This is a genomic window from Guyparkeria hydrothermalis (genome assembly GCF_023555375.1).
In the GTDB taxonomy this organism is placed as follows: domain Bacteria; phylum Pseudomonadota; class Gammaproteobacteria; order Halothiobacillales; family Halothiobacillaceae; genus Guyparkeria; species Guyparkeria hydrothermalis.
On the sequence record NZ_JAJSEE010000005.1, the window covers coordinates 177,992 to 201,962 of the forward strand.

A 23,971-nucleotide genomic window follows, 5' to 3' on the forward strand; every position below is an offset into this window, starting at 1 on the left:
CCCCGGGAATTGCCGCCGGATTATACATAGAAGTCCAGGTCCTCCTGGCGCTTGAGCAGGTCGCGCATCGTGTGCGGATCGTCGCCGAAGAAGTAGATCAGGCCCCAGTGCGTGCCGAAGGCCGTGCGCTTGGTGACGGTTTCTTCGATCGGCGGGGTCAGTTCATGCGACTCGAAGTAGGGGTGGTCCTCGGTCTCGGCCGGCATCTCGAGCTTGCTGACCACGCGCCGACGCGGGTAGACGCCGAAACAGCCGGCCACGCCCTTGGCGTCCACGACTTCCTTGGGGAAGAACGCGGTGATTTCCTTCTCGGTGGTCTTGGGGTCGAACGACAGGATCAGGCCCTGGTAGGCGTTGAAACCGTAGGCCCGCTCGAGCAGTTCGAAGACCTTGAAGCCCGGCGGGCGGTAGGCCACCTCGCCAAAATACATCTCGCCGTCGTTGGTGACGAAGTACTCCGGGTGGACGAAGCCGAATTCGATGTCGAAGGTCTTGATCAGCTTCTCGATCTGGGCGGTGATCTGCTCGCGGTACTTTTCCAGCTCCGGGGTGGCCGGTACGAACCCCGAATAGCCCAGCGTGACGTACTCGGAGATGTTGAGAAAGCGGATCTTGCCGTTGTGGACCCAGGCCTCGACCGCGAACTCCCAGCCGTCGAGATGGGATTCCATCAATACCGGGAATTCCTCGTCCGGGATGGTATCGACCTCGTCGGGCGTCCGGATCACGCGGTGACCCAGGCAGCCCGCCTTGTCGAAGGCCTTGAGGTGGATCGGGTCGTTGGGATCGCCGTCGAGCTTGAGCAGGGTCTGGTTGACCCGCTTGAGGAAACGCACCACGTCCTCCTTGTCGTGGGCCTCCTCGAAGATGCCCACGCGAATGCCGCCCAGCTGGGCGCGACGCTTCATCAGCGCCTTGTCGCGCAACAGCATGGCCTGGCCGAACAACTTGGGCTTGTCGAGCAGCACGGAGTTGATCGCCCCGGCCCATTCGACCGTCTCCTCGTAGAGCGGGATCGCCACGTCCACGCCCTTTTCCTGCAGGGTGTGCGCGATCTCCATCGAGCGGTCGTTCAGCCGCTCGAAGTTCCACGGGATGTAGGGAATGTCGTGCTTCTCGCAATATTCCTCGGCCCAGTCGGGGGCGACCACGACGTAGCGGCGATCGAAGGTCTCGGCGGCCTCGACCGCGTTGAGCGACCAGCCGAGCAGCGCGACAAAACCTTTGTCGGGATTCTTCTCCATGGGGTACCTCTGATTCGTGCGAAATGGAATGTCGAGCCGACACGGGCTTACCGGCACGTCCATTTGTGCCGCGCGAATCGGGAAAGCCAGGGAAACTCTGCACGGATGCCATGCCGCTCTGGCTGGGCGCGCCTTGAGCCGGGCACTGCTGCGTTGTCGTCCGAGGATGCGGTAATCACCCTTCCACGGCGGACGAGCGCCTTGTATCCGCCCGGCTCAAGGCACGCTTCAGCGGTATGGCATCCGTGCAGAGTTTCCCTCAGGCATAGAGCCTAGTCGACAAGGCATGGCTACGCGGACCGGATATCGAGTGGCCCGCCGATATTGGCGCCCCGGAACCCCTGTACCCGGGACTTGTTGCCGCCAAGACGGTCGGCGGGTTCAGGTCTACCCTCGTTACCTGATCCAGTACGCCGGAGCCTCCATGACTCGAACCAGCCGGACCGTTCCTCTGCTCGCCGTTCTCGCCACCGCCCTGAGCGTCGTGGCCCCCTCTGCCTGGGCCGGTGACTACTGGGAGGAACTCGCGTGGCAGGTGCGCCCGCTCGTGCTCGTCGACGGGGACGGGTCTGCCGATGATTGGGCCGAGCGGCTGCTGGCGGCGCGTTGCGCGATGGCCGAACGACGTATCCACTGGCTGACGATCGGCGCGGATGGCCGGGTGTGGCGCCGATTCGGCGGGACCGACGAGGCCCAGGTCGAGCGGACGCGGCTGGACGAGAGCGCAGCGGGGGATGTCCGCGACCAGGTGGGATGGTCGGCCGGGGACAAGACCGCCTTGGTGCTGTTCGGGCTGGACGGGCAAGAAAAGTACCGCGGCCGTCCCGACTCGCTCGAGACGATCTGGTCGCTGATCGACCGCATGCCGATGCGGCGGGCCGAGATGGCGCGCGAACCGGACGACTGCGCCGACTGAGACCGGCATATCGCTCGACATGACCGGAATCAGAAAATTCGATTGAGCGGATATTGATTCGAGTGACGCATCGCGCAAGGATGACAGGTGAGGCTAATCGTTTGCCGGCTTGGTTTTGTCGGCCCCATCAATCGGCCCCATCAAGGAGGAATCCCATGATCCGTCGTGTCACCCGTCTTCTTCGGGCCGCCGGTCTCGCCATGGCCGCGCTTGCGCTCGCGCCGACCGTGGCCGCCGAGAACTTGCACAACCGCGCCGCCATCGGTGGTCTGGAGAACATCAAGGCCGTCTACGACGTGCGCAAGTCCAACCCCAATGCGCTCGACATGTACCTCAAGGCCATCATCACCAATGTCGAGAACCTGGAGAAGGAGGGCGTGCAGGCCGATCTGGTCATGGTGTTCATCTCCCACTCGGTGAAGTTCATCAACACCGAGCCGACCATGGAGACCGAGGCCGACTATGGCGACGCGCTGGCCAGCATCGCCCGGAGCATCGAGACCCTGCAGGACCTGGGGGTGCGCATCGAGGCCTGCAATGGCGCCACGCGGGCGTTCAACGTCGACAACGACACCCTGCTGCCGGGCATCGAGCCGGTGCGTTCCGGCTTTATCTCGCTGATGGGCTATCAGAACAACGGCTACGCCCTGATCCCCGTGTACGATTAAGGGAACGGCCGGCGCGGGTTCGATACCACTCTGGCTCATAGAGCCCCGTCGGGCACGTCTTGAGCCGGGCATCTGCTGCGTTGCCGTTCTTGGAAAGGGAATCACCCTTCCACGGCGAACGGTCGCCTTGCATCTACCCGGCTCAAGGCGTGCAGAGCGGCATCGAATCCGCGCCGTCCGTTCCCGGGAACGGCACTGCCGGATATCACCCGCCTTCAGGGCGGGTTTTTCGATGGAACGAGAGGAACGAAACCATGACCGACGGCAAACCGACGATCGGCCTGGCACTGGGCAGCGGGGCGGCCCGTGGCTGGGCGCACATCGGCGTGATCCAGGCATTGGAAGCGGCCGGCATCCGTCCGGCGATGGTGGCCGGTTGCTCGATCGGCGCGTTGGTCGGGGCCGGGTACGCCGGCGAGTCGATGGACAAGCTCGAGGCCTGGGCTCGCGGCATTCGCTCCTGGGACGTGATGCGCCTGCTCGACGTGCGCCTCGGTGGCGGGCTGATCGAGGGCGATAACCTGATGCGCTCGCTAGCCAAGCAGGTCGAGCCCGTCGATATCGAGACGCTGCGCGTGCCGTTCGCGGCGGTCGCCACCGATCTCGAGGCTGGTCGCGAGGTCTGGCTGCGCGAGGGCAGCCTGATGGATGCCGTGCGCGCGTCGATCGCGGTGCCCGGGCTGATGTCGCCGGTGCGCAACCAGGGCCGCTGGCTGGTCGACGGCGGGCTGACCGACCCGGTGCCGGTCTCGTTGTGCCGCGCGCTGGGTGCGGACGTGGTGATCGCGGTGAACCTCAACAGCGACCTGGTCGGCCGTCACATCCGCGACATCCGCGGGGCGGCGCGCCACGACACCGACAACGACAGCGGGCTGCGCAAGTGGGTCGACGGCCTGGACGAGCGCTTCCTCGACGGCCGGATCGGCAAGTGGCTGGAAGAGCGCGGCAAGGACGAACCGACGCCCGGCATGCTCGACGTGATGGCCGGCGCAATCAACATCATGCAGGACCGCATCACAAGAAGCCGCATGGCCGGCGATCCGCCCGAGCTGCTGATCTCGCCCAAGCTCTCGCACATCGGCCTGCTCGAGTTCGAGCGCGCCGCCGAGACCATCGAGGTCGGCCGCAAGGCCGCCGAGCGGGCGCTCGATGGCAGTGACCTCGTCCCGGAGGTGGGCGGAACGTCAGGTTGACGAGGCCAGAGGGAAGACGGTAGAGGAAAGATGTCAGAGGGGAGAGGGCTGGGAAATTCCGGCAGCGAATGCCCCCTTTCTGATCCCTGCTATCTGACGTCTGGTTTCTCCCGGCCCGTCACCAGACCAGGTCGTCCGGCACCTGATGTTCGGCGTAGGCCTCGTCGCGGATCTCCCCGCCGGAGGGCAGGGCGACCAGGAAGGCCGGGTCGCGCTGGGCGATCTTCTCGGCGGTCTGCGCCGACACGATGTAGTAGCGCTTGTCCCAGGTGGCCAGTCGCAGCTTGCGGGTGGCCAGGCCGCGACGCAGGCGGGCGTTGACCGGCAGGCTCAACACGCGGAACTGGTCGGCGAAGTGGAACGGCTCGCCGTGGCTGGGCAGTTTCTCGGCGTGATCGAGGATGAGCTGGCGTATCTCGGCGCGCTGGGCGCGGCGCTGCTCGGCCTCGCGCTGGCGCGCCCCGGCTTCGCGCGCCTGGCGGCGCTCACGCTCGAGCTTCTCGGCGGCGGCCTTCTTGGCCGCCTCGATCTCGGCAGGCGGTTTGGTGTTCGCGTCCTTGTCGTGGCGACTGACGCGTCCCCAGGCGGATTTCTTCTGCTTGGGTTGCTTGCCGCCCTTCTTGGCCAGGCCTGCCTTGAGTAACTGATCCTGAAGCGATGCCTTGCTCATGATGGTTCGCGATGCCGGTCGGTGAAACGGGTCGGCAGTCTACCAGCACGCCCGCTTCGGGAAACTCTGCACGAATGCCATGCCACTCTGGCCTGGCGAGTCGTTCGTGATCAAGGCGCGATGTCGCCGGCGTGCCGGTGGCCACGTCCAGACATCGCAATGCAGAGCACGGGCGACTCGCCAGGCCACGCAGGGCGCATCTTGAGCCGGACATCGGCTGCGTTGTCGTCCGAGGATGCGAGAACCACCCTTCCGCGGCGGACGAGCGCCTTGCATCGGCCCGGCTCAAGGCGCGCTTCAGTGGTATGGCATTCGTGCAGAGTTTCCCTCGCAGGGATCACGGCGCGGCGCGTTCGGCGGGGTCGTCCGGCCGGATCAGGCATTGCAGCGGCGCAAGCTGCGCGGTCTTCTTGTGCTGATGACGGTGCATGCGCTGCACGATCTCGACCAGGATGCGTACGGCCCGTTCGATGTAGGGCCCCTTGTTGAGCATGATGCATTCGGCCCGTTCGGCCATCGCGGCGTCGGTGAGTTCGGGGCGCGAGATGCTGCCCTTCTTTGCCAGCGTCTCCAGCACCTGGGTGGCCCAGATCACCGGCGTGCGTGCCGCCTCGGTCAACCAGAGCAGGGTTTCCTGAGCCTCGATCATCGCCTCGGGGTCCAGTTCCACGGCCAGGTCGCCGCGGGCGATCATGATGCCCAGCGGTCGCCGGTCGAGCGCGGCGAGCATGATTTCCGGCAGGTTGGACACGGCTCGGCGGGTCTCGATCTTGGCGACGATCGGCATCCCCGCGGCTCCTCGCGCGTCCAGTTCGGCCATGAGCACTCGCATGTCGTCGCCGGATTCGACGAAGGAGAAGCCCACCATGTCCGCGTGCCGGACCACGAAATCGAGATCGGCGAGATCCTTGTCGCTCAAGGCGGGCAGATTGAGCGGGGTGTCGGGGAAGTTGAGCCCCTTGTCGGGCTTTATCGACCGGCCCTGCGGGGCGGCATGCTCGATGGTGAGGAGGGCGCCGTCGGTATCCACCTGGCTGACACGTGCGCCGATCTTGCCGTCGTCGATCCAGACCATGTCGCCGTCCGTGAGGCGTTCGAATACGCGCGGCTCGGCGCAAGGCACCCGCGCGGGCTCCAGGATGTTGCCGGTCGGGTCGATGCGGGCAGGCTCGCCCGGCGTCGGGTCGGCGGAGAGTCGCAGCGGGTCGCCCTCGAAGACGCGCACCTTGGCCGGGCGGGTGTCGAATCCCCGCGCGACGAACTGTTCGCCGGTGGCCGGGTCGTGGAACACGGTTGTCTGGTCGATGTGCGCCGGGCCGTCGAGCGCGGCGCGGAAGAAGCGCGTCGTGCCCGACGCGGCGAGGCGCATGCGCCGTTCCCGGCCCAGCGCGTCGACGAAGTACAGTTCCTGGTGATCGTGGAGTCGGTCGATCACGGCGGAATCCAGCGCCAGGTGCCAGTTGCGCCTGCGTCCCTTGCCCACGGCCTCCGAGCGCAGAAAGCCGTCGCTGATCTCGACCACCGGGGCCCGGTTGCCTTCCCAGTCGATCTCGAGCGCCTTGTGGCGACGACGGATGTCGCCGGTGCGTACCTTGTGCCCGGCGAGGTCCATGAATACCCGGCATTCCCGCCCACAACGTTCGCGGGCCGCCTTCAGATTGGCGATCATCCGGCTCCATTCGCGGGCGCTGTCATGCGCGCAGTTGATCCGGGCGCAGGTCATGCCGGCGCACAGCAGGTCCTCGATCAGGTCCGCGTCATCGGCGGCCTGGGTGGGCAACGTGACCATGATGCGCACCCCGTGTGGGGGCTCGATGCCGAACAGGCGCCGGGTGTTGCTCTCGAGCGTTCGCTCCCCGGCGAGGAAGCGTGTCGCCGAGCCGGCTTCGGCATTGACGTCCCGGCCAGAGGCGAGACCGAGGAGGTGGATGATCGCATCAAGCGTCGCCACGACGTGGGATTCGCTGCGCCCCAGGGAGGATAAGCCGTGGGCCGCCAGCAGCGGTTGCAGCTCGCGCAGGTCCTCGGAGCGCAGGGCAAGATAGCAGGCCAGGTTCCAGCTGCTCTCGCTGGCGAGAACCGGATCGCCCAGTTCGCGTTCGAGCCACCGGCGGGCCTGGTCGAGCACCCGTTCGCGCAGGCCGATGAGCTGGTCGAGCAGCCAGTCGATGGAGCATTCGGATATCGGGGATCGGGTGGCGATACACATGAGCGGCACCTCCTGCCTGGGAGGTCCATCGATACCATCCCGATATGACGGGTAGATGGCAGCGACGACTCCCACGAGAAAAAGCGTTGACCCCGCCGCGAACGTGCTAGTATGCGCCGCCTCGGTCTGACCAGTCCTGCCGATTTCATCATCGATGCCCTGTCCGACGACACGTCATCACCCCGCGTTTTCCTTGCCGACTGGCGTGCGCTCCCTCCCCGGGACCGTGTGACGGGAAACGCCACGCCATTCGAGACGCCATGTTTGCCATGGCCTCCATGCGCCTAGCGTCTCCCAAGGAAAATCATCTCTATGTTGTTTTCAGAACTGGGCCTCCGCCCGGAACTCCAGCGCGCGATCGAAGAACGCGGCTACACCACCCCGACCCCGATCCAGGCCAAGGCCATTCCGGAAGTTCTCTCCGGTGGCGACCTGCTCGCCGCCGCGCAGACCGGCACCGGCAAGACCGCCGGCTTTACCCTGCCGCTCCTGGAACGCCTGATGGCGACTCACCCGGAAGGCGGCCACAAGGGCGGCAAGCGCCCGATCCGCGCGCTGATCCTCACCCCGACCCGTGAGCTGGCCGCCCAGGTCGAGCAGAGTGTGCTCGATTACGGTCACCACCTGCCGTTGAAATCGATGGTCATGTTCGGCGGCGTGGGCATCAATCCGCAGATCGACAAGCTCAAGCGCGGCGTCGACATCCTCGTCGCCACGCCGGGCCGCCTGCTGGACCACCAGAACCAGGGCACCGTCGATCTGTCGAAGGTCGAGATCCTGGTGCTGGACGAAGCCGACCGCATGCTCGACATGGGCTTCATCCACGACATCAAGAAGATCCTCAAGATCGTGCCGGAGCAGCGCCAGAACCTGCTGTTCTCGGCCACCTTCTCCGACGAGATCCGCACCCTGGCCGGCAAGCTGCTGGATAGCCCGGCGGAAATTTCCGTGACCCCGCGCAACACCACCGTCGAGGCGGTCAGCCAGTCGGTCTACGAGGTCGATCGCGACAAGAAGCGCGAACTGCTCGCCGAACTGCTGATCGACCAGGACTGGCAGCAGGTACTGGTGTTCACCCGAACCAAGCACGGCGCCAACCGCCTGGCCGAGTACCTCTCCAAGCGCGACATCCCGGCGATGGCTATCCACGGCAACAAGAGCCAGACGGCCCGGACCAAGGCGCTGGAATCGTTCAAGAACGGCAGCATCCGGGTACTGGTGGCCACCGATATCGCCGCGCGCGGCATCGACATCGCCCAGTTGCCCTACGTGGTCAACTTCGAGTTGCCCAACGTGGCCGAGGACTACGTCCACCGCATCGGTCGCACCGGTCGCGCGGGCGAATCCGGTGAGGCGATCTCGCTGGTCTGCATCGACGAGCACAAGCTCCTGGCCGGCATCGAGCGCCTGACCAAGCAGAAGTTCACCCGCCACGTCGTGCCCGGCTTCGAGCCGGACCCGAACGCCAAGCCCGAGCCGATCCCGAACGGTCGCAACAATGCCGGCGGCGGCCGTCGTGGCGGCGGTGGTCGACCCGGCGGCGGTGGCGGTCGCGGTGGGCCCGGCGGTGGCCAGGGACGCGGCCAGGGCCGTGGCCCCGGTGGCGGCGGTCGCGGCCCGGGCGGTCGTCCCGGTGGCCGTGGCGGTCGTGGCGGCGGTGGTCGCAGCGGCAACCGCTGATCCGCACCCCTCAATCCTCGGCCGAGATCGAGGATCACGGAATGAAACGCCCGGCTGTCCAGCCGGGCGTTGCTCGTTCTGATGCGGGTTCGCCATTCGGATGAAACAACCCGTGGCGGACGAATCGCTGATGTGAATGCATTGAGCACACGTTGTGCTGCTTTCGTGCTATGAGAACGATGACATGGAATCCGTCGAAGAATCGGTTGCTCAAGGAAGAGCGAAACGTTTCGTTCGAAGACGTGGTGTACCACATTGGTGCTGGCGGGATTCTGGATACATTCGATCACCCGAACCCGGCCCGCTATCCGGGACAAAGAATTCACGTGGTCGATATCGAGGGCTACGCTTACCTTGTTCTTGTTCCCTTCGTCGAGACGGAAGACGAGGTCTTCCTGAAGATCGTGATTCCGAGCCGGAAGGCGACGAAGACGTATTTGTGAGGTCTGATATGAACCGATTGGATGATGAAGAACGCGAGGTTCTCGAGGCCTTTGAAGCAGGCGCCCTAAAGCGTGCGGAGCAGGCGGACGAGATCAAGCAGGGTCACCAGACCTACGCCGAGGCGACCTTTCGGAAAGACGCTCGGATCAACATCCGACTGTCATCGACGGATCTGAGGGGGCTGCAAAAGAAGGCGTTGGCCGAGGGCATTCCCTACCAGACGTTGGTCTCCAGTATTTTGCACAAGTACGTGGAGGGGCGTCTGCACGAGGACGGTTGATCGTCCGCAGACGACGAACGCCCGACCAACCGGTCGGGCGTTTTTTTTGCTGCGCGTGGCCGGTTGGGTAGGCCGTTATCGAATAACAGACAAAGTAATTGGTATTGCCCGTGGGGTCGGCTACCGTCGGATGGGAGCACACAACAATCCCTCGAGGATTCACGGAGGAAGCGATGATCAAGCGAGCCCTGCTGTTTGCCTGCCTGATGCCGGCCATTGCGATGGCCAGCGACAACCGCCCCTGGGGCACGGCCGAGCTGAACGAGAAGGACTACCAGCCCGACAAGGTCGTCTACGACGTGGCGGCAAAGGATGCCGAGGCGCTCAACAGCATCATCGGCCGGGTCAGTCACCTGAACAACGAATACGCCGGCGATGTCTTCGACGCGCATATCGTCGTGGTCCTGCACGGCGACGAGATCCCGCTGTTCACTCACGAGAAGTACGAGGAGAACAAGGAGCTGATGGAGCGCGCGCAATCGCTCACCGTGGCCGGCAATATCGAGTACCGCATGTGCGCGGCTGCCGCGGCACTGCACGACGTCGCGCCCGAGGACGTGCATGGTTTCGTCAAGGTGGTGCCCATGGCCGACGCCGAGATCATCGAGTTGCAGCACCAGGGCTATGCCTACATGAAGTGATCGTCGGGTTCTCGAGAGGCCCCGTCGGCTCTATTTAAAGGGTTCTGACCCCTTTTTCGCGGGTGGGATTATCAGCACGAGTTCCTCGCGTCGCCACGGATGTGCGGTGAAGCCGCGGCGTCCGTCCCACCATTCCATGATGGCTACTTCGATCTGTGCTTCTTCGAGACGCCGGGCGATCGCGGGGTTGTTGTCGACGGTCATCTCGATCTCCGTTTCCGGTTTCCGGGTGCGGAAATCCTTGAGATAGGCAGGCAACAGGTACACGCCGATGTTGGTGCCCGCGCCAATACCCAACGAACGGTCCCGGAAGTGGGCACGCGCCCGCTTTTCGGTACGTAACAGGCTTTCGGCGTAGGGGACCAGTGCCAACCCTTCCGGGGTGGGCTTGCATCCACTGTGCTGACGCTGGATCAGTCCGACGCACAGTTCGGCCTCGAGCTTGCGGATGTGTTGGGAGAGGGCGGGTTGTGACGTCCCTGTCCGCGTTGCGGCTTCTCGGTAGCTTCCGTGTCGGAGTACCGCGAGGAAGCTCTCCAGATGTCTGAGGTTCACGCGCCTTTCCGTACCTGCGGGTCGTTGAGAGCACCATGTGGCCGGTCTCCGGCGAGGGCCTGAAGGATGTTGCGTGCCGCCTCGAGGGCGATGTCACGCCGAACGGCATCGACTGCCGAACCGCTATGCGGGGTGAAGAAGGTGTGCGGATGTTCCAGCAGGGCGGGCGGGATCTCTCGGGGACGTTCCGGCCGCGCCCATTCCTCCAATTCGAATACGTCCGCAGCGTAGGCGGCGAGCTTGCCGGTGTCCAGTGCCTGTGCGACGGACGCCTCGTCTACGACTGAGCCGCGACAGGCATTGACCAGGATGGTGCCGTCGCGCATCTGCGCCAGGGCATCGGAGTCGATCAGGTGAAGCGTCTCGGGTTTTATCGGGAGCATGGGGATCACGTAGTCGCTGCGGGAAAGCAGCTTCGGCAGTGCCACTGCTTCGGCCTGCCACGCCGCCTCTTCTTGCCGGCTCAGCGGCACCGGGTCGGTGTAGAGGATGCGGGTGTCGAAGGCGGCCAGGCGTTTGGCGATGGCGCGGCCCACCGCGCCCATGCCGATAATGCCCACGGTGGTGTCGGCCAGGCCGGTGCCATACAGTTGGGGGCGCCAGCCCGCGAACTCGCCACTGCGAACGAAACGATCTCCCTCCAGCATGCGTCGCCCGGCGGCCAGCATCAGTCCAATGGTCAGTTCGGCCGTGGGCACGGTGAGCAGATCCGGCACGATGGTGAACCAGATGCCGCGCTGGGTGCACGCCTGGACGTCGAAGTTGTCGTACCCCTTGAGGGCCGCCCCGACTACGCGCAGGTGCGGGCACGCGTCCAGGAATGCCGTATCGATGCTGTCGGGCATGAATACCATGATGGCGTCGGCATCGGCGGTGCGTCGACGGATTTCTTCGGCGGACAGCGTTTCCCGGGTGGGGTTGGCGACCACCTCGCAACGCGTCTGCAGTAGCTCGATCACCTCGGGGTGGACCCAGTGGGTAAGGACGACTTTGGGTTTGGACATGGATAGACTCCGATGTGGGAACAGGCGGCTCGCGCGCCGCGGTGGTGTTACTTGAACTTGCGGCGCAGTACGGCACTCAGGGCGTCGACCATGGTCACCATCACCAGGATCACCAGGAGAATCGCGAGAACCTCCTGATACTGCATGATGCGCAGCGAGCCCATGAGCTCGAAGCCGATGCCCCCGGCGCCGACCATCCCCATGACGGTGGAAGCGCGGAAGTTGTATTCCCAGCGATAGATGGAAACATCCGCCATTTGCGGCAGCACCTGGGGCAGGATGCCGTGCCAGATCACTTGCAGACCGTTGGCGCCGGCGGCGCGGGTTGCCTCGACTGGTGCCTCGTCAACGTGCTCGATGGCCTCGGCGAAAAACTTGCCCACCATCCCGATCGAGTGCAGTCCCAGGGCCAGGACGCCAGGGAGCGCGCCAAAACCGACCGCGGCGACGAAGATGATCCCCATGATCAGTTCCGGGATGGAGCGCAATCCGTTGAGAATGGCGCGGGCGACTTGGTAGACCACTGGGTGGGGGGTGGTGTTGCGCGCGGCCAGCAGGGCCAGGGGGACGGAGAAGGTCACGGCGAGAGCGGTGCCGGCGACACTCATGGCAAGTGTGTCGAGTAGCGGCTCGACCCAGTCGCGAGCATTCTGGAAGTCGGGCGGGAACATCTCGCCGATCAGGCTGATCATGCTCGGGATGCCCTCTGCCAGACGCGCGCCGTCGAACAGACCGACGTAAATGGAGCAGATGGTGATTACCGTGGCGACAACCAGCAACTGGATGCTGCCGCGGCGAAACGTTTGTCGCTGCTGGAGCAGTACTGCATCGTGTTCGCTTTGCATGGCGACGAAATACCTGTGGAGTTTCCTGTTCGTTCGAACGAGGGAAGCCGGCGGTCACACGAGCGCCGACTCCGTTTCGCATTACATCTTGGAGAAGTCCAGGTCGAGGAGCTGGCCGAGTTCACGCACCACGTCGTAGTCGCTGTCGGAAATGGGCTCGAAGGCATCTGCCTTGAACGGCTTGAGTACCGCCGGGTCCTCCAGATCGTAGAAGGCGTTGCGAATGCGCTCCTTGACTTCCGGTGCCAGGCTTGAGCGCATGGTCCACGGATACTGCGGATACGGCTTGGAGACCTCGATGACGCTCACCTTGTCTTCGTCGACCATCCCGCGGGCAACCAGCGAGTTGTAAATGGGCTGGCTCAAACCGCCGGCCTGAGCTCGGCCGTTCATGACGGCGATGGCCACTGCATCGTGGGAGCCGAGGAAGTGTTCCTCGTAATCGCCCTCATGGCTGATCTTCTGTTCGGCCATCATGGCCTTGGGGATGAGGTGACTCGAGGTGGATGCGACGTCACCGAAGGCGACATCCTTGCCAGTGATGTCTTCGTAGTCTTCAACACCGGCTTCGACGTTGCCGATGAGAACGGCGTGGTAGGAAGTGCTGCCGCCCTTGTTGATCGCTGCGAAGGCCTCGATCTCGCTCTTCTGTTTCGCCAGCACGTAGGAGAGCGGACCAAAGTAGCCAAGGTCGAGCCGGCCATGACGCATGGCCTCGATCATCGAGGAGTAGTCGGTGGTGACAACCAGTTCGATTTCCTTGTCCAGGCGATCTTCGAGGTAGTCCTGGAGCGGCTTGTTGTTCTTGATGATGGTGGCGGCGTTTTCATCCGGCAGCAGAGCAACCTTTAGGGTATCGGGGTCGGCCTGCGGCGCTGCGTGGGCTGCGCCGGTCATGAGGGTGGCGGCGGTAAGCAGTCCTGCGAAGAGCTTCTTCATCACGATTTCTCCGTTGCTAGGTTCAGGGGGAACTCGGTTGTGGTGGAAGGGGCGGCCGTGGCCTCGCTGCTGCGGGTCGGGTCACGGCGGTAGATGGCTTCCAGGTGGAGATCGCTGAGTCCGGCGGGTGCGCCATCGTAGACGACCCGTCCGGCTGCGATGCCGACAATGCGATCGGCGAATTGGCGAGCCAGGTCGAGTTGATGCAGGCTCACCACGGCGGGGATGTGATCCTCGGCGCAGACCCCGCGAATGAGTCCCAGTACTTGCACCGACGTGTGGGGATCGAGACTGGCGACGGGTTCGTCGGCGAGGACCATCTGCGGCCGTTGGGCGATCGCTCGGGCAATCCCGACGCGTTGTTGCTGGCCGCCTGAGAGTGAGTCGACCCGTTCCAGAGCCTTCGCCATCAGGCCCACGCGATCGAGGGCCTGTAGTGCGATACGTTGGTCTTCAGGAGGTAATGGAACCAGGCTGCGCCAAGTGCCGTGATAACCGAGCCGGCCGGTTAGTACGTTGCGCAACGCGCTGAGGCGGCCGATCAGCTGGTGCTGCTGAAATATCATTCCGGTACGTCTGCGGTGGGCCAGGAGTGCCGAGCGCCGCTTCAATTCGCCGATCCCTTCCACATGCACATGGCCGCTACTGGGGACATTGAGGTAGTTGAGGCAGCGCAACAGGGTCGACTTTCCGGCGCCGGAGGCGCCCAGCAGGACCGTGAACTCACCGCGACGGAATTCGATGTCCGTCGGGTGCAGGGCGGTGAAGCCGCCAGGGTAGGTCACGCTGACCTGATTGAGTCGGATCATGCTCGCCTCCACTTAGTTTGAATCAAAACCTAGATTCGATTCGAAAACCGAATTGAGTTCAGGCTATGGGGTAGATGTGACTACGCCGTGACGGGCGGATGACCAGGGGATGAAGCTTGATGGCCGTGGTGGATGTTCGTGACTACCCCGGGTTTGGAGGCTTAAGAAATAAGTGCTAACTCAGTTGTCGTGTTTGTCGAGATGGCAGCATGTCGCTCGAGATCGACATGATGGAGGTGCATTCGATGGCAATGAGGAAACCGCCGTTCGAGGTGCTTGTTGAGTAGGTCGCGTTTTTCCCGGGCATTGAGTCCGTGGGTGTGGAAATCCGCATCAGGCAATTGCGATCGCGCTGCTGGAACAAACGTTGACGGGGGGGATGGACACAATCTGACGCGCGCGTTAGATGTCCCAGGTGATTTTTCGCCGGTGATCGTTCGTGGACCGACTGGCGACAGCGCGCATCCGACACGTCTTTAGGCCGGACAGGTCGTGGCCGTGCAATTCGTGCTGACGCGCTACCGGCGGGTCGTATGATCTGACAAAAAAAACGCCCAGCCGGTTTAATCGGCTGGGCGTTTGTGGATTCGGCGGGCCTGCGACGTCAGGAGAAGAAGGCGGCGACCGCCGAGTCGAGGGTATCGCGCATGTCCGGGTCGTCGGTGATCGGACGGACAAGGGTCATGGAGCAAGCATCGCGCGGGTCGACGCCCTTGGCGATCAGCTGGCCTGCGTAGACGAGCAGGCGGGTGGAGATGCCCTCGTCCAGGCCGTGGCCCTTGAGGTTGCGCGCCCGCTGGGCGATCTCTACCAGCTTGCCGGCGGTGTCGCGGTCTACACCCGTTTCGTGGGCAAGGATCTCGGTCTCGGTGTCCGGGTCCGGGTAGTCGAAGTCCAGCGCGCCGAAGCGCTGCTTGGTTGACTGCTTCAGGTCCTTCATCAGGTTCTGGTAGCCCGGGTTGTAGGAGATCACGATCTGGAAGTCGGGATGCGCCTCCACGAGCTCGCCCTTCTTCTCCAGCGGCAGGACGCGACGGTGGTCGGTCAGCGGGTGGATGACGACCGTGGTGTCCTGGCGGGCCTCGACGATCTCGTCGAGGTAGCAGATCGCGCCCATGCGGGCGGCCGTGGTCAGCGGGCCGTCCTGCCAGCGGGTGCCGTCCTTGTCGAGCAGGTAGCGGCCGACCAAGTCGGAGGCGGTCATGTCCTCGTTGCAGGCCACGCTGATCAGCGGACGCTGCAGCTTCCAGGCCATGTACTCGACGAAGCGGGTCTTGCCTGAGCCGGTCGGGCCCTTGAGCATCATCGGCATGCGGGCCTTGTAGGCGGCGTCGTACAGCTCGATCTCGTCGTGGACCGGGCGGTAGTAGGGCTCGGTCTGGATGCGGTACTGGTCGGCGTCCGCGCTGCTGGTGCCTTGTTGGGGGCTTTGATCAAACAACATGTTTGCGCTCTCGATTCGGTGTTGGGGTGTCGGTGGCGACGGCTGGGTCGCAATGCTACCGCGATCAGCCCTTGAACTTAACCAGTCGGCTGACCTGGATGTCGGAGACGAAGACCACACCGCTGTGCTTGTCAAAAAACGGGGCGAAGCCTTCGAGCAGCGGCTCGACCAGTTCTTCCGGAACGGCGGCGATGATCATGATCAGCACCTCGTCCTCGTTGAACATGAGGTGGCCTTCGTGGAAGCCCTGGCTGCCCTTGCCGGACAGGTTGCCGACGATGGTGTAGCCCTTGACGTCAGCGCGGTCGAGGAGGTCGGTGGCGAATTCTTGGTGCTCGCCCTCGATGATGATCTCGAGCTTCTTCAGCGGGTTGAGTTTGAGATTGCTCATGCAGGGCTCTCCTCTGCGTCAATGGATTCCAGTTGCTTGGCCCGCTGGGGTGCCGGTCCCAGGTCGTGCCATTCGCCGCGATCGAAGAAGTGCAGGTGGCCGCTCTCGGGGTCGGCGACCACCACGTTGATCCAGCCGTTGACGATCAGGCTCAGTGCCTTGGGTACCCGGCCGGCGGCGGCCAGTACGTGCGGTACCGGCGCCTCGACGATCACCAGCAGGCGCAGCGGCTCGTGGTACGGGCGGCCGTCCTTGAGCACCGTCTGCGAGGGCAGGCCGGTACGGATGTCGGACAGGTTGCCGGTCATCACGCCGAAGCGGCCGGCGACGTTGTGGTAGGCCTTGGAGCCGCTGCCGAAGCCCTCGTTGTCGACGGCAGAGAAGTAGTGCTCGAGGTTGATCCACTCGCCGATGATCAACGGGCCGGAGAGGATGGTATCCAGCAGGCGGCCCTTGGTGTCGAGCTTGTAGTCGTATGACAGCAGGAAGCTGCGCCCGTCGAGGTTCATGTCCTCGGTCAGGTGCCGGCCGCCCACGACCACCGCGGCGTTGCGTGCCAGGCCCCATTCCGGGCGTACCTGGGTCCAGTCGCTGGTGTTGCGCTGGATGTGGCGGTACGCCGTGGTGGTGTCGAGGTTCGGGTCGACGCCGTCCTCCAGCGTCGGCAGGCGTTCGGCGGCGCACAGGCGGCTGGCCGCGCGCAGGCCGTTGCGCAGGCGCTCCATGTAGACCAGGTGGCTGGTCGGCAGCAGGTCCAGGTCATGGAGGACGATCTCGTCCGAGGTGGTGTTGTGCTGCGCCGGGACGAACCAGGTGTCATCCGGGATGCGGATGCCCTGTTCGGCCAGGCGCCGACGCACCTCCGACTTGTTGGCCATCTGCGCGAGCACGCGCGCGGAGACCAGGCCGTGGCCGCCACCGCAGGCCCCACAGTCCAGCGCGGACTCGTAGGGGTTGTTGTCCGATTCGCTGGCGTGGCCGGCGAGGATGACGAAACGGGAGAAGGTTTCCTTCATGCCCATCATGCGCAACGCCTGGCCGACGAAGTAGACCTGCTCGTCGGTGGAAAAGCCGATCTTGCCCAGGCGCTCCATCTGCATGGAGACGAACGACGGGTTGATGCGGTACTCGTCGCGCAGCGTCTCGATGAAATCGGCCTCGGCGGCCGGGCTCAACGCGAACTGCCGGGCGAATTCCGACGTGCCTTCCTTGTTGCCCATCGCGATCTCGCGCAGCTCGCGGATCATCGAGTCGGTGATCGCGTCGCGGTCGATGCCGAGCTCCTGGCCGATGGCGCGCACGATCGTCACCCGCTGCAACGAGCGGACGATCGAGTCGGCCTGCTCGCGCGAGAGCTTGTCGATCAGCAGGCGGGTCGAGGCGTCCTTGGGCTCGATGCGGTTGCGCCAGCGATCGTAGATACGCGGCGCGACGGTCTTGCCGATCATGTCGAAGCCGAACAGCAGGCCGATGGCCTCGACGGTGAAGTAGGGCGAGAGCACCGAACTCTTCACGTCGTGCAGCACGTGGCTGGCCGACGAGTAGAAATCGGTCTCGATCTGCGTCGCGCCGGTGGGCACTTCCAGTACCACGTTCTTGGGCGTGATCTGCACCGGGCAGAGGTCCAGCTCGGTGCCCTTGCCCAGCCCGATGAAGCTGACCGGCACGCCGAAGAAGCCGGCGATGCCGAAGGTCTGGTAGTCGCCGACGTGCTCGAGCTGGCGGCGGATGCGCTCGGAACGCACGTCGATGCAGAACAGCGCCTGGGCAAACGGCCGCTTTTCGCGCTTGGCTGGCGGCAGCAGCTTGATCTCGTTGAGGATCGACTTGCGGTAGACCGCCTCCATGGCGCGCAGCCACATCATGCCCTCGCCGTCCTCGAACTCGTCGAGCAGGGTGAGCAGGGCGTCGATCTGGTTGGCGTCCAGTGCCTTGAGCGCCTCGGCCTGCCCGGCGGCCTCGGCCAGCGACAGCAGTCGGTCGGCCTGTCGGCGCGTCTCGGCGATCCGCTCGGCCTGCAGGTACTCGGGCAGCAGGCGGTTGATGCGGCCGGGGTGCTTGTGTGCCAGGGCGTCGTCGACGCGGTGGGCCCATTCCGGCTGGACGGTGCCGCCGTGATAGGCCTGGCGCAGGTAGCACTCGGCGGTGTGTTGCTCGAGGTAGTGCGACAACTCGGGGAAGGTGGCGGGCAGGCGCTTGCGGCGGGCATGCTCGCGGATCAGCGCCAGCCCCAGCACCAGCCGGATGGCCAGAAAGTCGATCAGGTCGGCGGGGTAGGTCTGCGACCAGTGGTAACGCTTGGCCGACGAGCGCCAGCGGATGAAGCCGGCCCAGCCGTGCAGGCGGGTCAGCTCGCGGGTGATCAGCCCGTCCCAGTGCGCCTCCTCGATGCCCAGTTCACCCAGCACGTAGGCGATCACGCCTTCGGCGGAGGTGTCCTGGGCGAGGATCTTCTTGATGTGCAGGCCGCGCAGGAACAACCGCAGGTTGCGCTTGGCCAGCGCGCTCCAGGCGGTGAAGAAGCCGTGTTCGCGACCCGGCATCTGCAGGGTCGACTGGCCTTCGTCGAAGAAGTCCAGGCAGCTCTTGATCACCAGCTCGTCGAGGGTCGTGCCGATCTCGGTGCCGAACAGGAGGTCGATCGATTCGTACAGCGGCCGCTCGGGCGGGAACTGCCTGGCAAGGCGTTCCTGCAGGGCGTCGATGTCGGCGGTCTCTTCGGCGCAGGAGGTCCCGCCGTCGATGGCGCACTTGATGTCGTCGGCATCCGCCAGGTCCAGTCGCACGCCGACCGTTTCCGGGGTGCGGCACAGCAGGGTCTGCAGCAGGCCCTGGAGGTCGAGGTCGCCGATGGCTTCGCGCTCGGCCAGGAAGCGCCGGATGTCGTCGCCGAGCGTGGCGTCGTCGACCTTGCCCTCGGCGTGATAGCGCTGGTAGTCGGTCCGCGGCAGGAAGCCCCGGCCGTGGAACAGTTGCTCGCCCTGGCGCACGCCCTCTTCGAAGGGCAGGTGCTCGAGGCCGTGCAGCGGGTTGTGGTGGATGAAGGTCCGCATCGGCCAGAAGAACGGGATGGGTTCGGCGGCCATGTGAACCATGGAGCGGATTTTCAGGCGATGGCCCAGCGTCAGTCGGCTCATGGCGTCAGACTCCTGTCCAGATCAGGTTCAACACGACCGCGGCGACAATCACGCCCGCGAAGGCCCAGGCCAGGGGGACGGGCAGGTCGGCGACGTTCTTGCCGCTACGCGGACCGAAGACGGTGTCCCGCAGCAGACGGGTGCCGGCCCAGCTCCACAGCAGCCAGGTCAGCAGCGCCACGATCACCGGCGCGGGGTCGCTTTCGAGCAGCAGGTCGAGCATGACGAAGAAGCCGGGCGAGATCGGCAACGCCATCGCGGCGAGCAGCACCACCGTGATCAGGCCGGCGAGCCGGGGGATGTCCCGTGCCATGCCGGTGACCAGGCCGGAGTAGGCCGCGCCCAGGCGGCGTTCCAGCAGCGTGGTGACCGCCACTAGCAGGGCCGGTGCGACGGCAAAGCCGAGCACGAAGGCATGCAGGTCGATCGCCCGCGCGCCGTCGGCCGCCATCACCCAGGTCAGCGCGAAGGCCGAGGTGGCCAGCATGGCGGCCCACTGGCCCAGTTCGCGCACGGTGAGCAGGCGCCAGGCGTAGAAGGCGGCGGTGATCAGGCCCCACCAGAGGAAGACGCTTCCGGTCAGCGGCACGCCGGCGGTCAGCACCAGCAGCACGCCGATCTGCGGCCAGACGAGGATCAGAGCCGCGCGGACCACGGGGTTGTTGAATCGCCCCAGCAGCCAGTTGAAGGCCATGCTCAGGGGGAACAGGGGCAGGAAGAACCCTGCCAGCAACAGCAACAGCGTGTTCATGTCAGCGCCACCTCATCCAGACATTGATGCGCTTGGAGCCCGCCAGCAGGGCCTGGCTCAGCCGCTCGTACAGGTCGGCGATGTACAGCTCGCGCGAGATCAGCGAGTAGAGCGTCAGCCGCAGTTCGGTGAAGCGGTTGCCGAACAGGGATTCCTCGCGGCTGGCGAGATAGCTGCCGATCCAGCCGACCAGCACGATCAGGCCCAGCAGGATGACCAGCCCGTCGAAGGTCACCGCGTCGAGCCCCGCGGCGTGATACAGCGCCTCGCGGAAGGCCGCATCCGGGTAGAGGAAGGTCTCGAAGGTGTGACCGATGATGCTGTAGCCGATCACGATCAGGGCGAACGAGAGCAGGATCATCAGCATCATGCGCACCGGGTTGGTCGCATCCAGTCGATGGGTGGCGAACAGCACCTGCACGCCGGTGATCCAGCCGAAGAACAGGAGCACGATCGCGCCCTGTTTCTGGAAGAAGTCCGGCGAGACCGCCCAGTGCGCCAGCAGGAGGATGGCCAGCGGTACGACCAGGGTCACCACGCCGATGGCGAGCCATGGTAGTCGCGTCGGCTTGCCGGTCTTGCGGTCGACCAGGAAGGTGTACAGCGGGTTCTGCGGCACGTCGTCGTGGCGGCGCGCATCCCCGATCAGGTCACCCGAACTCAGGAACATGGTCGCCTTGAACATGCCGTGGGCGATCAGGTGGAACACGGCCAGCGAAAACGCCCCGACGCCCGTTTCCATGATCATGAAGCCCATCTGGCCCATGGTGGAGTAGCCCAGCGACTTCTTGATGTCGTTCTGCGTGAGCATCAATACCGAGCCGATCACGGCGGTAAGCAGGCCGACCACGAACAGCAGGTGCAGCACCCCGTCGGCATTGACGAAGGCCGGGGCGAAGCGGTTGATGATGATGCCGCCGGCGTTGACGATGCCCGCGTGCATCAATGCCGAGACCGGCGTCGGGCCGTCCATGGTGTAGGGCAGCCAGGTGTGCAGCGGGAACTGGGCGGACTTGGCGAAGGCCGAGACGGCGATCAGCCCGGCCGCGGTGATCGCCGCGGGCATGCCGAACACCTCGGTGTCCGGGGCGGCCATCAGCCGGTCGAACAGCGTCGGGAAGTCCAGCGCCCCGTAGGCCTGGAACAAGATCACGGCCGCCAGGACCATCGGCAGGTCGCCGATGCGGTAGGTCAGGAAGGTCCAGAAGGCATAGCGCTCGCCCGGCCGGGATTCGGTGTTCTGGCCGAGCAGGAAGTACATCATCACGCTGACCAGGTGCCAGGCGATCAGCAGGGTGATGAGGTCACCGGCCGTGACGAACAGCAGGATCGACGCCGTCATCAGGTCGAGCAGCATGAAGAAGCGCGCGTAGCCCGGCTCCTCGGCCATGTAGCGCACCGAGTAGATGTGCACGATCAGGCTGAAGCCGGAGACCACCAGCGCCATGGTGGCGCTCAGGGGGTCGAGGTAGACGCTGCCCCAGTTGCCGCCGATGCCCATCCAGCTCGGGCCCTGGTCGCTCGTGATGAAGACCACGATCTGCCAGAGGGCGACGAGGAAGGTGATCACCCCCATGCCCACGCTCAACTGGGCGACCCGCCGGCCGAGCCGGCCGGCCAGCAGGTGCACCAGCAGGGCGGAGAGCACCGGCAATAAAGGGATCAACCATTGCAGTTTGATCATGTCCTGACTCCATCTTTCACTGGCCGGTGCCAGTTCGCTGCAAAAAAATCTCGTTTCCGCGTGCCGACCGGGCCTCGGGGCCGGGTGGGGCGGTGATCGCCGCCCCGGCGGATCAGCGGGTCATCGACAGGTACAGCGCCGGGAGCTTTTCCGGCAACCGCGACACGTGGTCGAGGACCATGAAGTTCTTCGGCCCGAACACGCGCGAGACGTACTCGTCGGCGTTGGGGTCGAGGGTGACGCAGAAGGTCTCGACGCCATGGCGATGCAGCTCCTCGACCGCCTTCTTGGTGTCGTGACGCAGGTACTGCGGATCGCGGACATCGTTGTCCGAGGGCTCGCCGTCGGACAGCAGCAGCACCAGCTTGCGCTGGCTGGGCCGCTGGCGCATCACCGAGCCGGCGTGGCGCAGGGCCGCGCCCATGCGCGTGGACAACTGGCCGGTCATGCCGGCCAGGCGCGCCTTGGCCTTGTCGCCGTAGGGTTCGCCGAAATCCTTGAAGCGGTAGTACTCGACGTCGTGGCGGCCGTTGGAATCGAAGCCGTGGATCGCGAACGGGTCGCCTACGCGGTGGATGGCATCGGCGAGCAGGGCGGCCGCCTCGCGCGAGAGGTCCAGCACCGTGGTCTCCTCGTCGCCGCGCCCGAGCACGTCGTTGGTCGACTCGGACAGGTCGATCAACAGCATCACCGACAGATCGCGGATCTGCAGGCGCGTACGGATACCGATGCGCGGGTCCGGGGTCTGGCCCATGCGGATGTCGATCATCGCGTTCACGGCCGCGTTGAGGTCGATCTGGTCGCCGTCCTCGACCTTCTTCTCGCGCACCACGCCCTGCGGCTGGATGCCCTCGATCAGGTATTTCAGGCGCCGGACCAGCGGCTTGTGGCGATCGAGGATCGCGTCGATGGTCTCGGGGTCGCCGTCGACCGGGCGCTTCTCGTTGATGGTGGTCCAGTACGGGCGCTCGAGCTGGGACATGTAATCCCACTCGTGGTAGTGCACCGGCGAGAGCGTGCGGTCCTCGGCGAAGATGTCCGAGTACTTGCGCCCGTGGTTGTCGTAGAGCTCGGTGCCCAGGACCCAGATCTCGTCGGCGTCCTCCGCGGAGATGTACTCGACGTCGAGCGAGTTGAGCATCTCCATGAGCGTGACGTAGCGACGCTTGTCGTCGACGCTGCCTTGTTGCTGGATCTCGAACGCCGACTCGGGCTTCTCGAACAGAAAGCGGTTGTCGTCGCGGTAGGGGATGCTGGGCACGTCCTGGCTGGGGCTGAAGTGCAGACCCAGCTCGTTGGCGCGCTCGGCCAGTGCCAGGCCGGCGGCGCGGACGCGCTCGTAGTCCTCGAGGTCCTCGCGGATGTGGCCGACCGCCTCGCGGGCCTGAGCGATCAGCGGGTGGTCGTCGACGTAATCGGGGTCGAGCAGGGCGAGCGCGATGCGGTCGAGCAACGGGCCGACACGGTCCGGATCGGTTTCCTCGTGGCGGTTGACCGCGATTCGCGCGATGCGGGTCCACAGCGGCGCGAGCCCCGGGAAGTCCTTGCCGGCCAGGGTCTCGACGCGCGCGTCCTCCATCAGGCCGATGAAGGTCTGCTGCAGCTTGGAGGCGTCCTCGGACTCGGCGTCGAAGCCCGAGTAGATCATGTGCCCGGCGGCGTGCGAGGCCGCGGCGCGGTAGAGATTGACGCCGTCGACCGAGGAATCGTCGCGGTCGACGTAGTCATCGAAGGCATCGGGCAGGTTGATGAACGGCCCTTCGATGAAGGGGCGGTAGCCCTCGCGGCTCTCGAAGTCGCCCGAAGTGGGGCGCATCAGGAAATTGCGTGCCCACAGTGCGCGTAGATACATGACCAGGCGGCGCTGGACGTCGACGAACAGGGTGCCGCGACGCTCCTTCTGCAGCACGGCCTCGGCATCGGGGCTGGCCAGGCTGAAGTAGGCGTCCAGCGCATCGAAGTCGTTGCGGTGGGCGTTGATGCCCCAGGTCGCCCAGCGGCGCAGGCCACCCAGGGTGAGCACCTCGAGCAGGTGGTCGAGCTGCGTGAGCATGGGGCGCAGGGCGCGTGGCGCCTGCGCGAGAATGAAGTTGACCAGTGACAGGTACTGCTGGAACAGCGAGGCCTCGCCGAGGCGGTTCGCGGCCACCGGTGAGGTGGAGAACAGCAGGACGAGTACGGCGCCACTGGTCTTGGAGAACATCTTGATCGCCATCGAGAGGAGCTCGAAGGCGGCATCGGTACCGATCTCCCGGGCCACCTGCGGCAGGCTCTCGATGTAGGCGAGGACCAGTTCCTCGCCCCGACCCAGCGATTGCAGGCTGATCGCGCCCTCGAGGTAGGCCTCGAGCGCACGCGGCGAGAACACCCGCGAGGCGTCCACCCAGTGGATCTCGAGGATCTCGCGTGCGGATTCGCCCAGTTCGTCGAGGCGCTCCTGGTCTTCTAGCCGTGCACTCGTCATGGC

At 65.1% G+C, this 23,971-nt stretch carries 21 protein-coding genes; 7 read left to right on the forward strand and 14 right to left on the reverse strand.

Going from position 1 to position 23,971, the window contains the following annotated elements; translation table 11 throughout:
- Positions 1 to 20: 20 nt before the first annotated feature.
- The gene (locus LV475_RS08440; RefSeq protein WP_250106129.1) at positions 21 to 1,244 is read right to left on the reverse strand and encodes an ATP-grasp domain-containing protein; all 1,224 of its coding nucleotides are present in this window, start codon (positions 1,242 to 1,244) and stop codon (positions 21 to 23) included.
- A gap of 424 nt (positions 1,245 to 1,668) precedes the next feature.
- Here LV475_RS08440 and LV475_RS08445 point away from each other — a divergent pair, with 424 nt between their 5' ends.
- From LV475_RS08445 to rssA, 3 genes are all read left to right on the forward strand, one after another.
- On the forward strand, positions 1,669 to 2,160 hold the full coding sequence (locus tag LV475_RS08445; protein WP_169303546.1) for a DUF4174 domain-containing protein: 492 nt from the start codon (positions 1,669 to 1,671) through the stop codon (positions 2,158 to 2,160).
- Between the two features lie 155 nt (positions 2,161 to 2,315).
- On the forward strand, positions 2,316 to 2,828 hold the full coding sequence (locus LV475_RS08450; protein WP_136866560.1) for a DsrE family protein: 513 nt from the start codon (positions 2,316 to 2,318) through the stop codon (positions 2,826 to 2,828).
- Positions 2,829 to 3,082: 254 nt separating this feature from the next.
- Positions 3,083 to 4,021: a patatin-like phospholipase RssA gene (gene rssA, locus LV475_RS08455; RefSeq protein WP_250106130.1), complete on the forward strand. Its 939-nt coding sequence runs from the start codon at positions 3,083 to 3,085 to the stop codon at positions 4,019 to 4,021.
- A 118-nt stretch (positions 4,022 to 4,139) separates the two neighbouring features.
- Here rssA and LV475_RS08460 read toward each other — a convergent pair whose 3' ends face one another.
- Positions 4,140 to 4,691, reverse strand: coding sequence for a DUF2058 family protein (locus LV475_RS08460; RefSeq protein WP_250106131.1), 552 nt, complete (start codon positions 4,689 to 4,691; stop codon positions 4,140 to 4,142).
- Positions 4,692 to 5,028: 337 nt separating this feature from the next.
- Positions 5,029 to 6,900 carry a pyruvate kinase gene (locus LV475_RS08465; RefSeq protein ID WP_250106132.1) on the reverse strand — a complete coding sequence of 624 codons (1,872 nt, stop codon included), beginning with the start codon at positions 6,898 to 6,900 and terminating at the stop codon, positions 5,029 to 5,031.
- Positions 6,901 to 7,203: 303 nt separating this feature from the next.
- On the opposite strand from LV475_RS08465, the gene LV475_RS08470 reads away from it, so the two are divergent.
- From LV475_RS08470 to LV475_RS08485, 4 genes are all read left to right on the forward strand, one after another.
- Positions 7,204 to 8,580, forward strand: a complete 1,377-nt coding sequence (locus LV475_RS08470) for a DEAD/DEAH box helicase (RefSeq protein WP_430886872.1) — start codon at positions 7,204 to 7,206, stop codon at positions 8,578 to 8,580.
- 179 nt (positions 8,581 to 8,759) lie between these two features.
- The gene (locus tag LV475_RS08475; protein WP_430886870.1) at positions 8,760 to 9,023 is read left to right on the forward strand and encodes a BrnT family toxin; all 264 of its coding nucleotides are present in this window, start codon (positions 8,760 to 8,762) and stop codon (positions 9,021 to 9,023) included.
- An 8-nt stretch (positions 9,024 to 9,031) separates the two neighbouring features.
- On the forward strand, positions 9,032 to 9,304 hold the full coding sequence (locus LV475_RS08480) for an antitoxin (RefSeq protein WP_156573319.1): 273 nt from the start codon (positions 9,032 to 9,034) through the stop codon (positions 9,302 to 9,304).
- A gap of 173 nt (positions 9,305 to 9,477) precedes the next feature.
- Positions 9,478 to 9,945, forward strand: a complete 468-nt coding sequence (locus LV475_RS08485; protein WP_250106135.1) for a DsrE family protein — start codon at positions 9,478 to 9,480, stop codon at positions 9,943 to 9,945.
- 30 nt (positions 9,946 to 9,975) lie between these two features.
- Here LV475_RS08485 and LV475_RS08490 read toward each other — a convergent pair whose 3' ends face one another.
- From LV475_RS08490 to LV475_RS08540, 11 genes are all read right to left on the reverse strand, one after another.
- Positions 9,976 to 10,500, reverse strand: coding sequence for a LysR family transcriptional regulator (locus tag LV475_RS08490; RefSeq protein WP_156573321.1), 525 nt, complete (start codon positions 10,498 to 10,500; stop codon positions 9,976 to 9,978).
- Positions 10,497 to 11,504: a phosphonate dehydrogenase gene (locus tag LV475_RS08495; protein ID WP_156573323.1), complete on the reverse strand. Its 1,008-nt coding sequence runs from the start codon at positions 11,502 to 11,504 to the stop codon at positions 10,497 to 10,499. Before LV475_RS08495 ends, LV475_RS08490 begins: the two co-directional genes overlap by 4 nt.
- Positions 11,505 to 11,551: 47 nt before the next feature.
- Positions 11,552 to 12,349 carry a phosphonate ABC transporter, permease protein PhnE gene (gene phnE / locus LV475_RS08500; protein WP_156573325.1) on the reverse strand — a complete coding sequence of 266 codons (798 nt, stop codon included), beginning with the start codon at positions 12,347 to 12,349 and terminating at the stop codon, positions 11,552 to 11,554.
- Positions 12,350 to 12,430: 81 nt separating this feature from the next.
- The gene (phnD, locus tag LV475_RS08505) at positions 12,431 to 13,288 is read right to left on the reverse strand and encodes a phosphate/phosphite/phosphonate ABC transporter substrate-binding protein (protein WP_156575322.1); all 858 of its coding nucleotides are present in this window, start codon (positions 13,286 to 13,288) and stop codon (positions 12,431 to 12,433) included.
- Positions 13,288 to 14,097, reverse strand: a complete 810-nt coding sequence (phnC, locus tag LV475_RS08510) for a phosphonate ABC transporter ATP-binding protein (protein ID WP_156573327.1) — start codon at positions 14,095 to 14,097, stop codon at positions 13,288 to 13,290. Before phnC ends, phnD begins: the two co-directional genes overlap by 1 nt.
- Positions 14,098 to 14,701: 604 nt before the next feature.
- Entirely contained in the window at positions 14,702 to 15,541 is an 840-nt protein-coding gene (locus tag LV475_RS08515) for a CbbQ/NirQ/NorQ/GpvN family protein (RefSeq protein WP_250106136.1), read from the reverse strand.
- Positions 15,542 to 15,605: 64 nt separating this feature from the next.
- The gene (locus tag LV475_RS08520) at positions 15,606 to 15,932 is read right to left on the reverse strand and encodes a P-II family nitrogen regulator (RefSeq protein WP_058575608.1); all 327 of its coding nucleotides are present in this window, start codon (positions 15,930 to 15,932) and stop codon (positions 15,606 to 15,608) included.
- Positions 15,929 to 19,069, reverse strand: a complete 3,141-nt coding sequence (locus LV475_RS08525; RefSeq protein WP_250106137.1) for a DUF2309 domain-containing protein — start codon at positions 19,067 to 19,069, stop codon at positions 15,929 to 15,931. Before LV475_RS08525 ends, LV475_RS08520 begins: the two co-directional genes overlap by 4 nt.
- Positions 19,070 to 19,073: 4 nt before the next feature.
- Entirely contained in the window at positions 19,074 to 19,820 is a 747-nt protein-coding gene (locus LV475_RS08530; RefSeq protein WP_136865884.1) for a hypothetical protein, read from the reverse strand.
- Between the two features lies 1 nt (position 19,821).
- Positions 19,822 to 21,504, reverse strand: a complete 1,683-nt coding sequence (locus tag LV475_RS08535) for an NADH-quinone oxidoreductase subunit 5 family protein (RefSeq protein WP_250106138.1) — start codon at positions 21,502 to 21,504, stop codon at positions 19,822 to 19,824.
- A 112-nt stretch (positions 21,505 to 21,616) separates the two neighbouring features.
- Complete coding sequence (locus LV475_RS08540; protein WP_156573334.1) at positions 21,617 to 23,968, reverse strand: nitric oxide reductase activation protein NorD; 2,352 nt, start codon at positions 23,966 to 23,968, stop codon at positions 21,617 to 21,619.
- Positions 23,969 to 23,971: the final 3 nt, after the last annotated feature.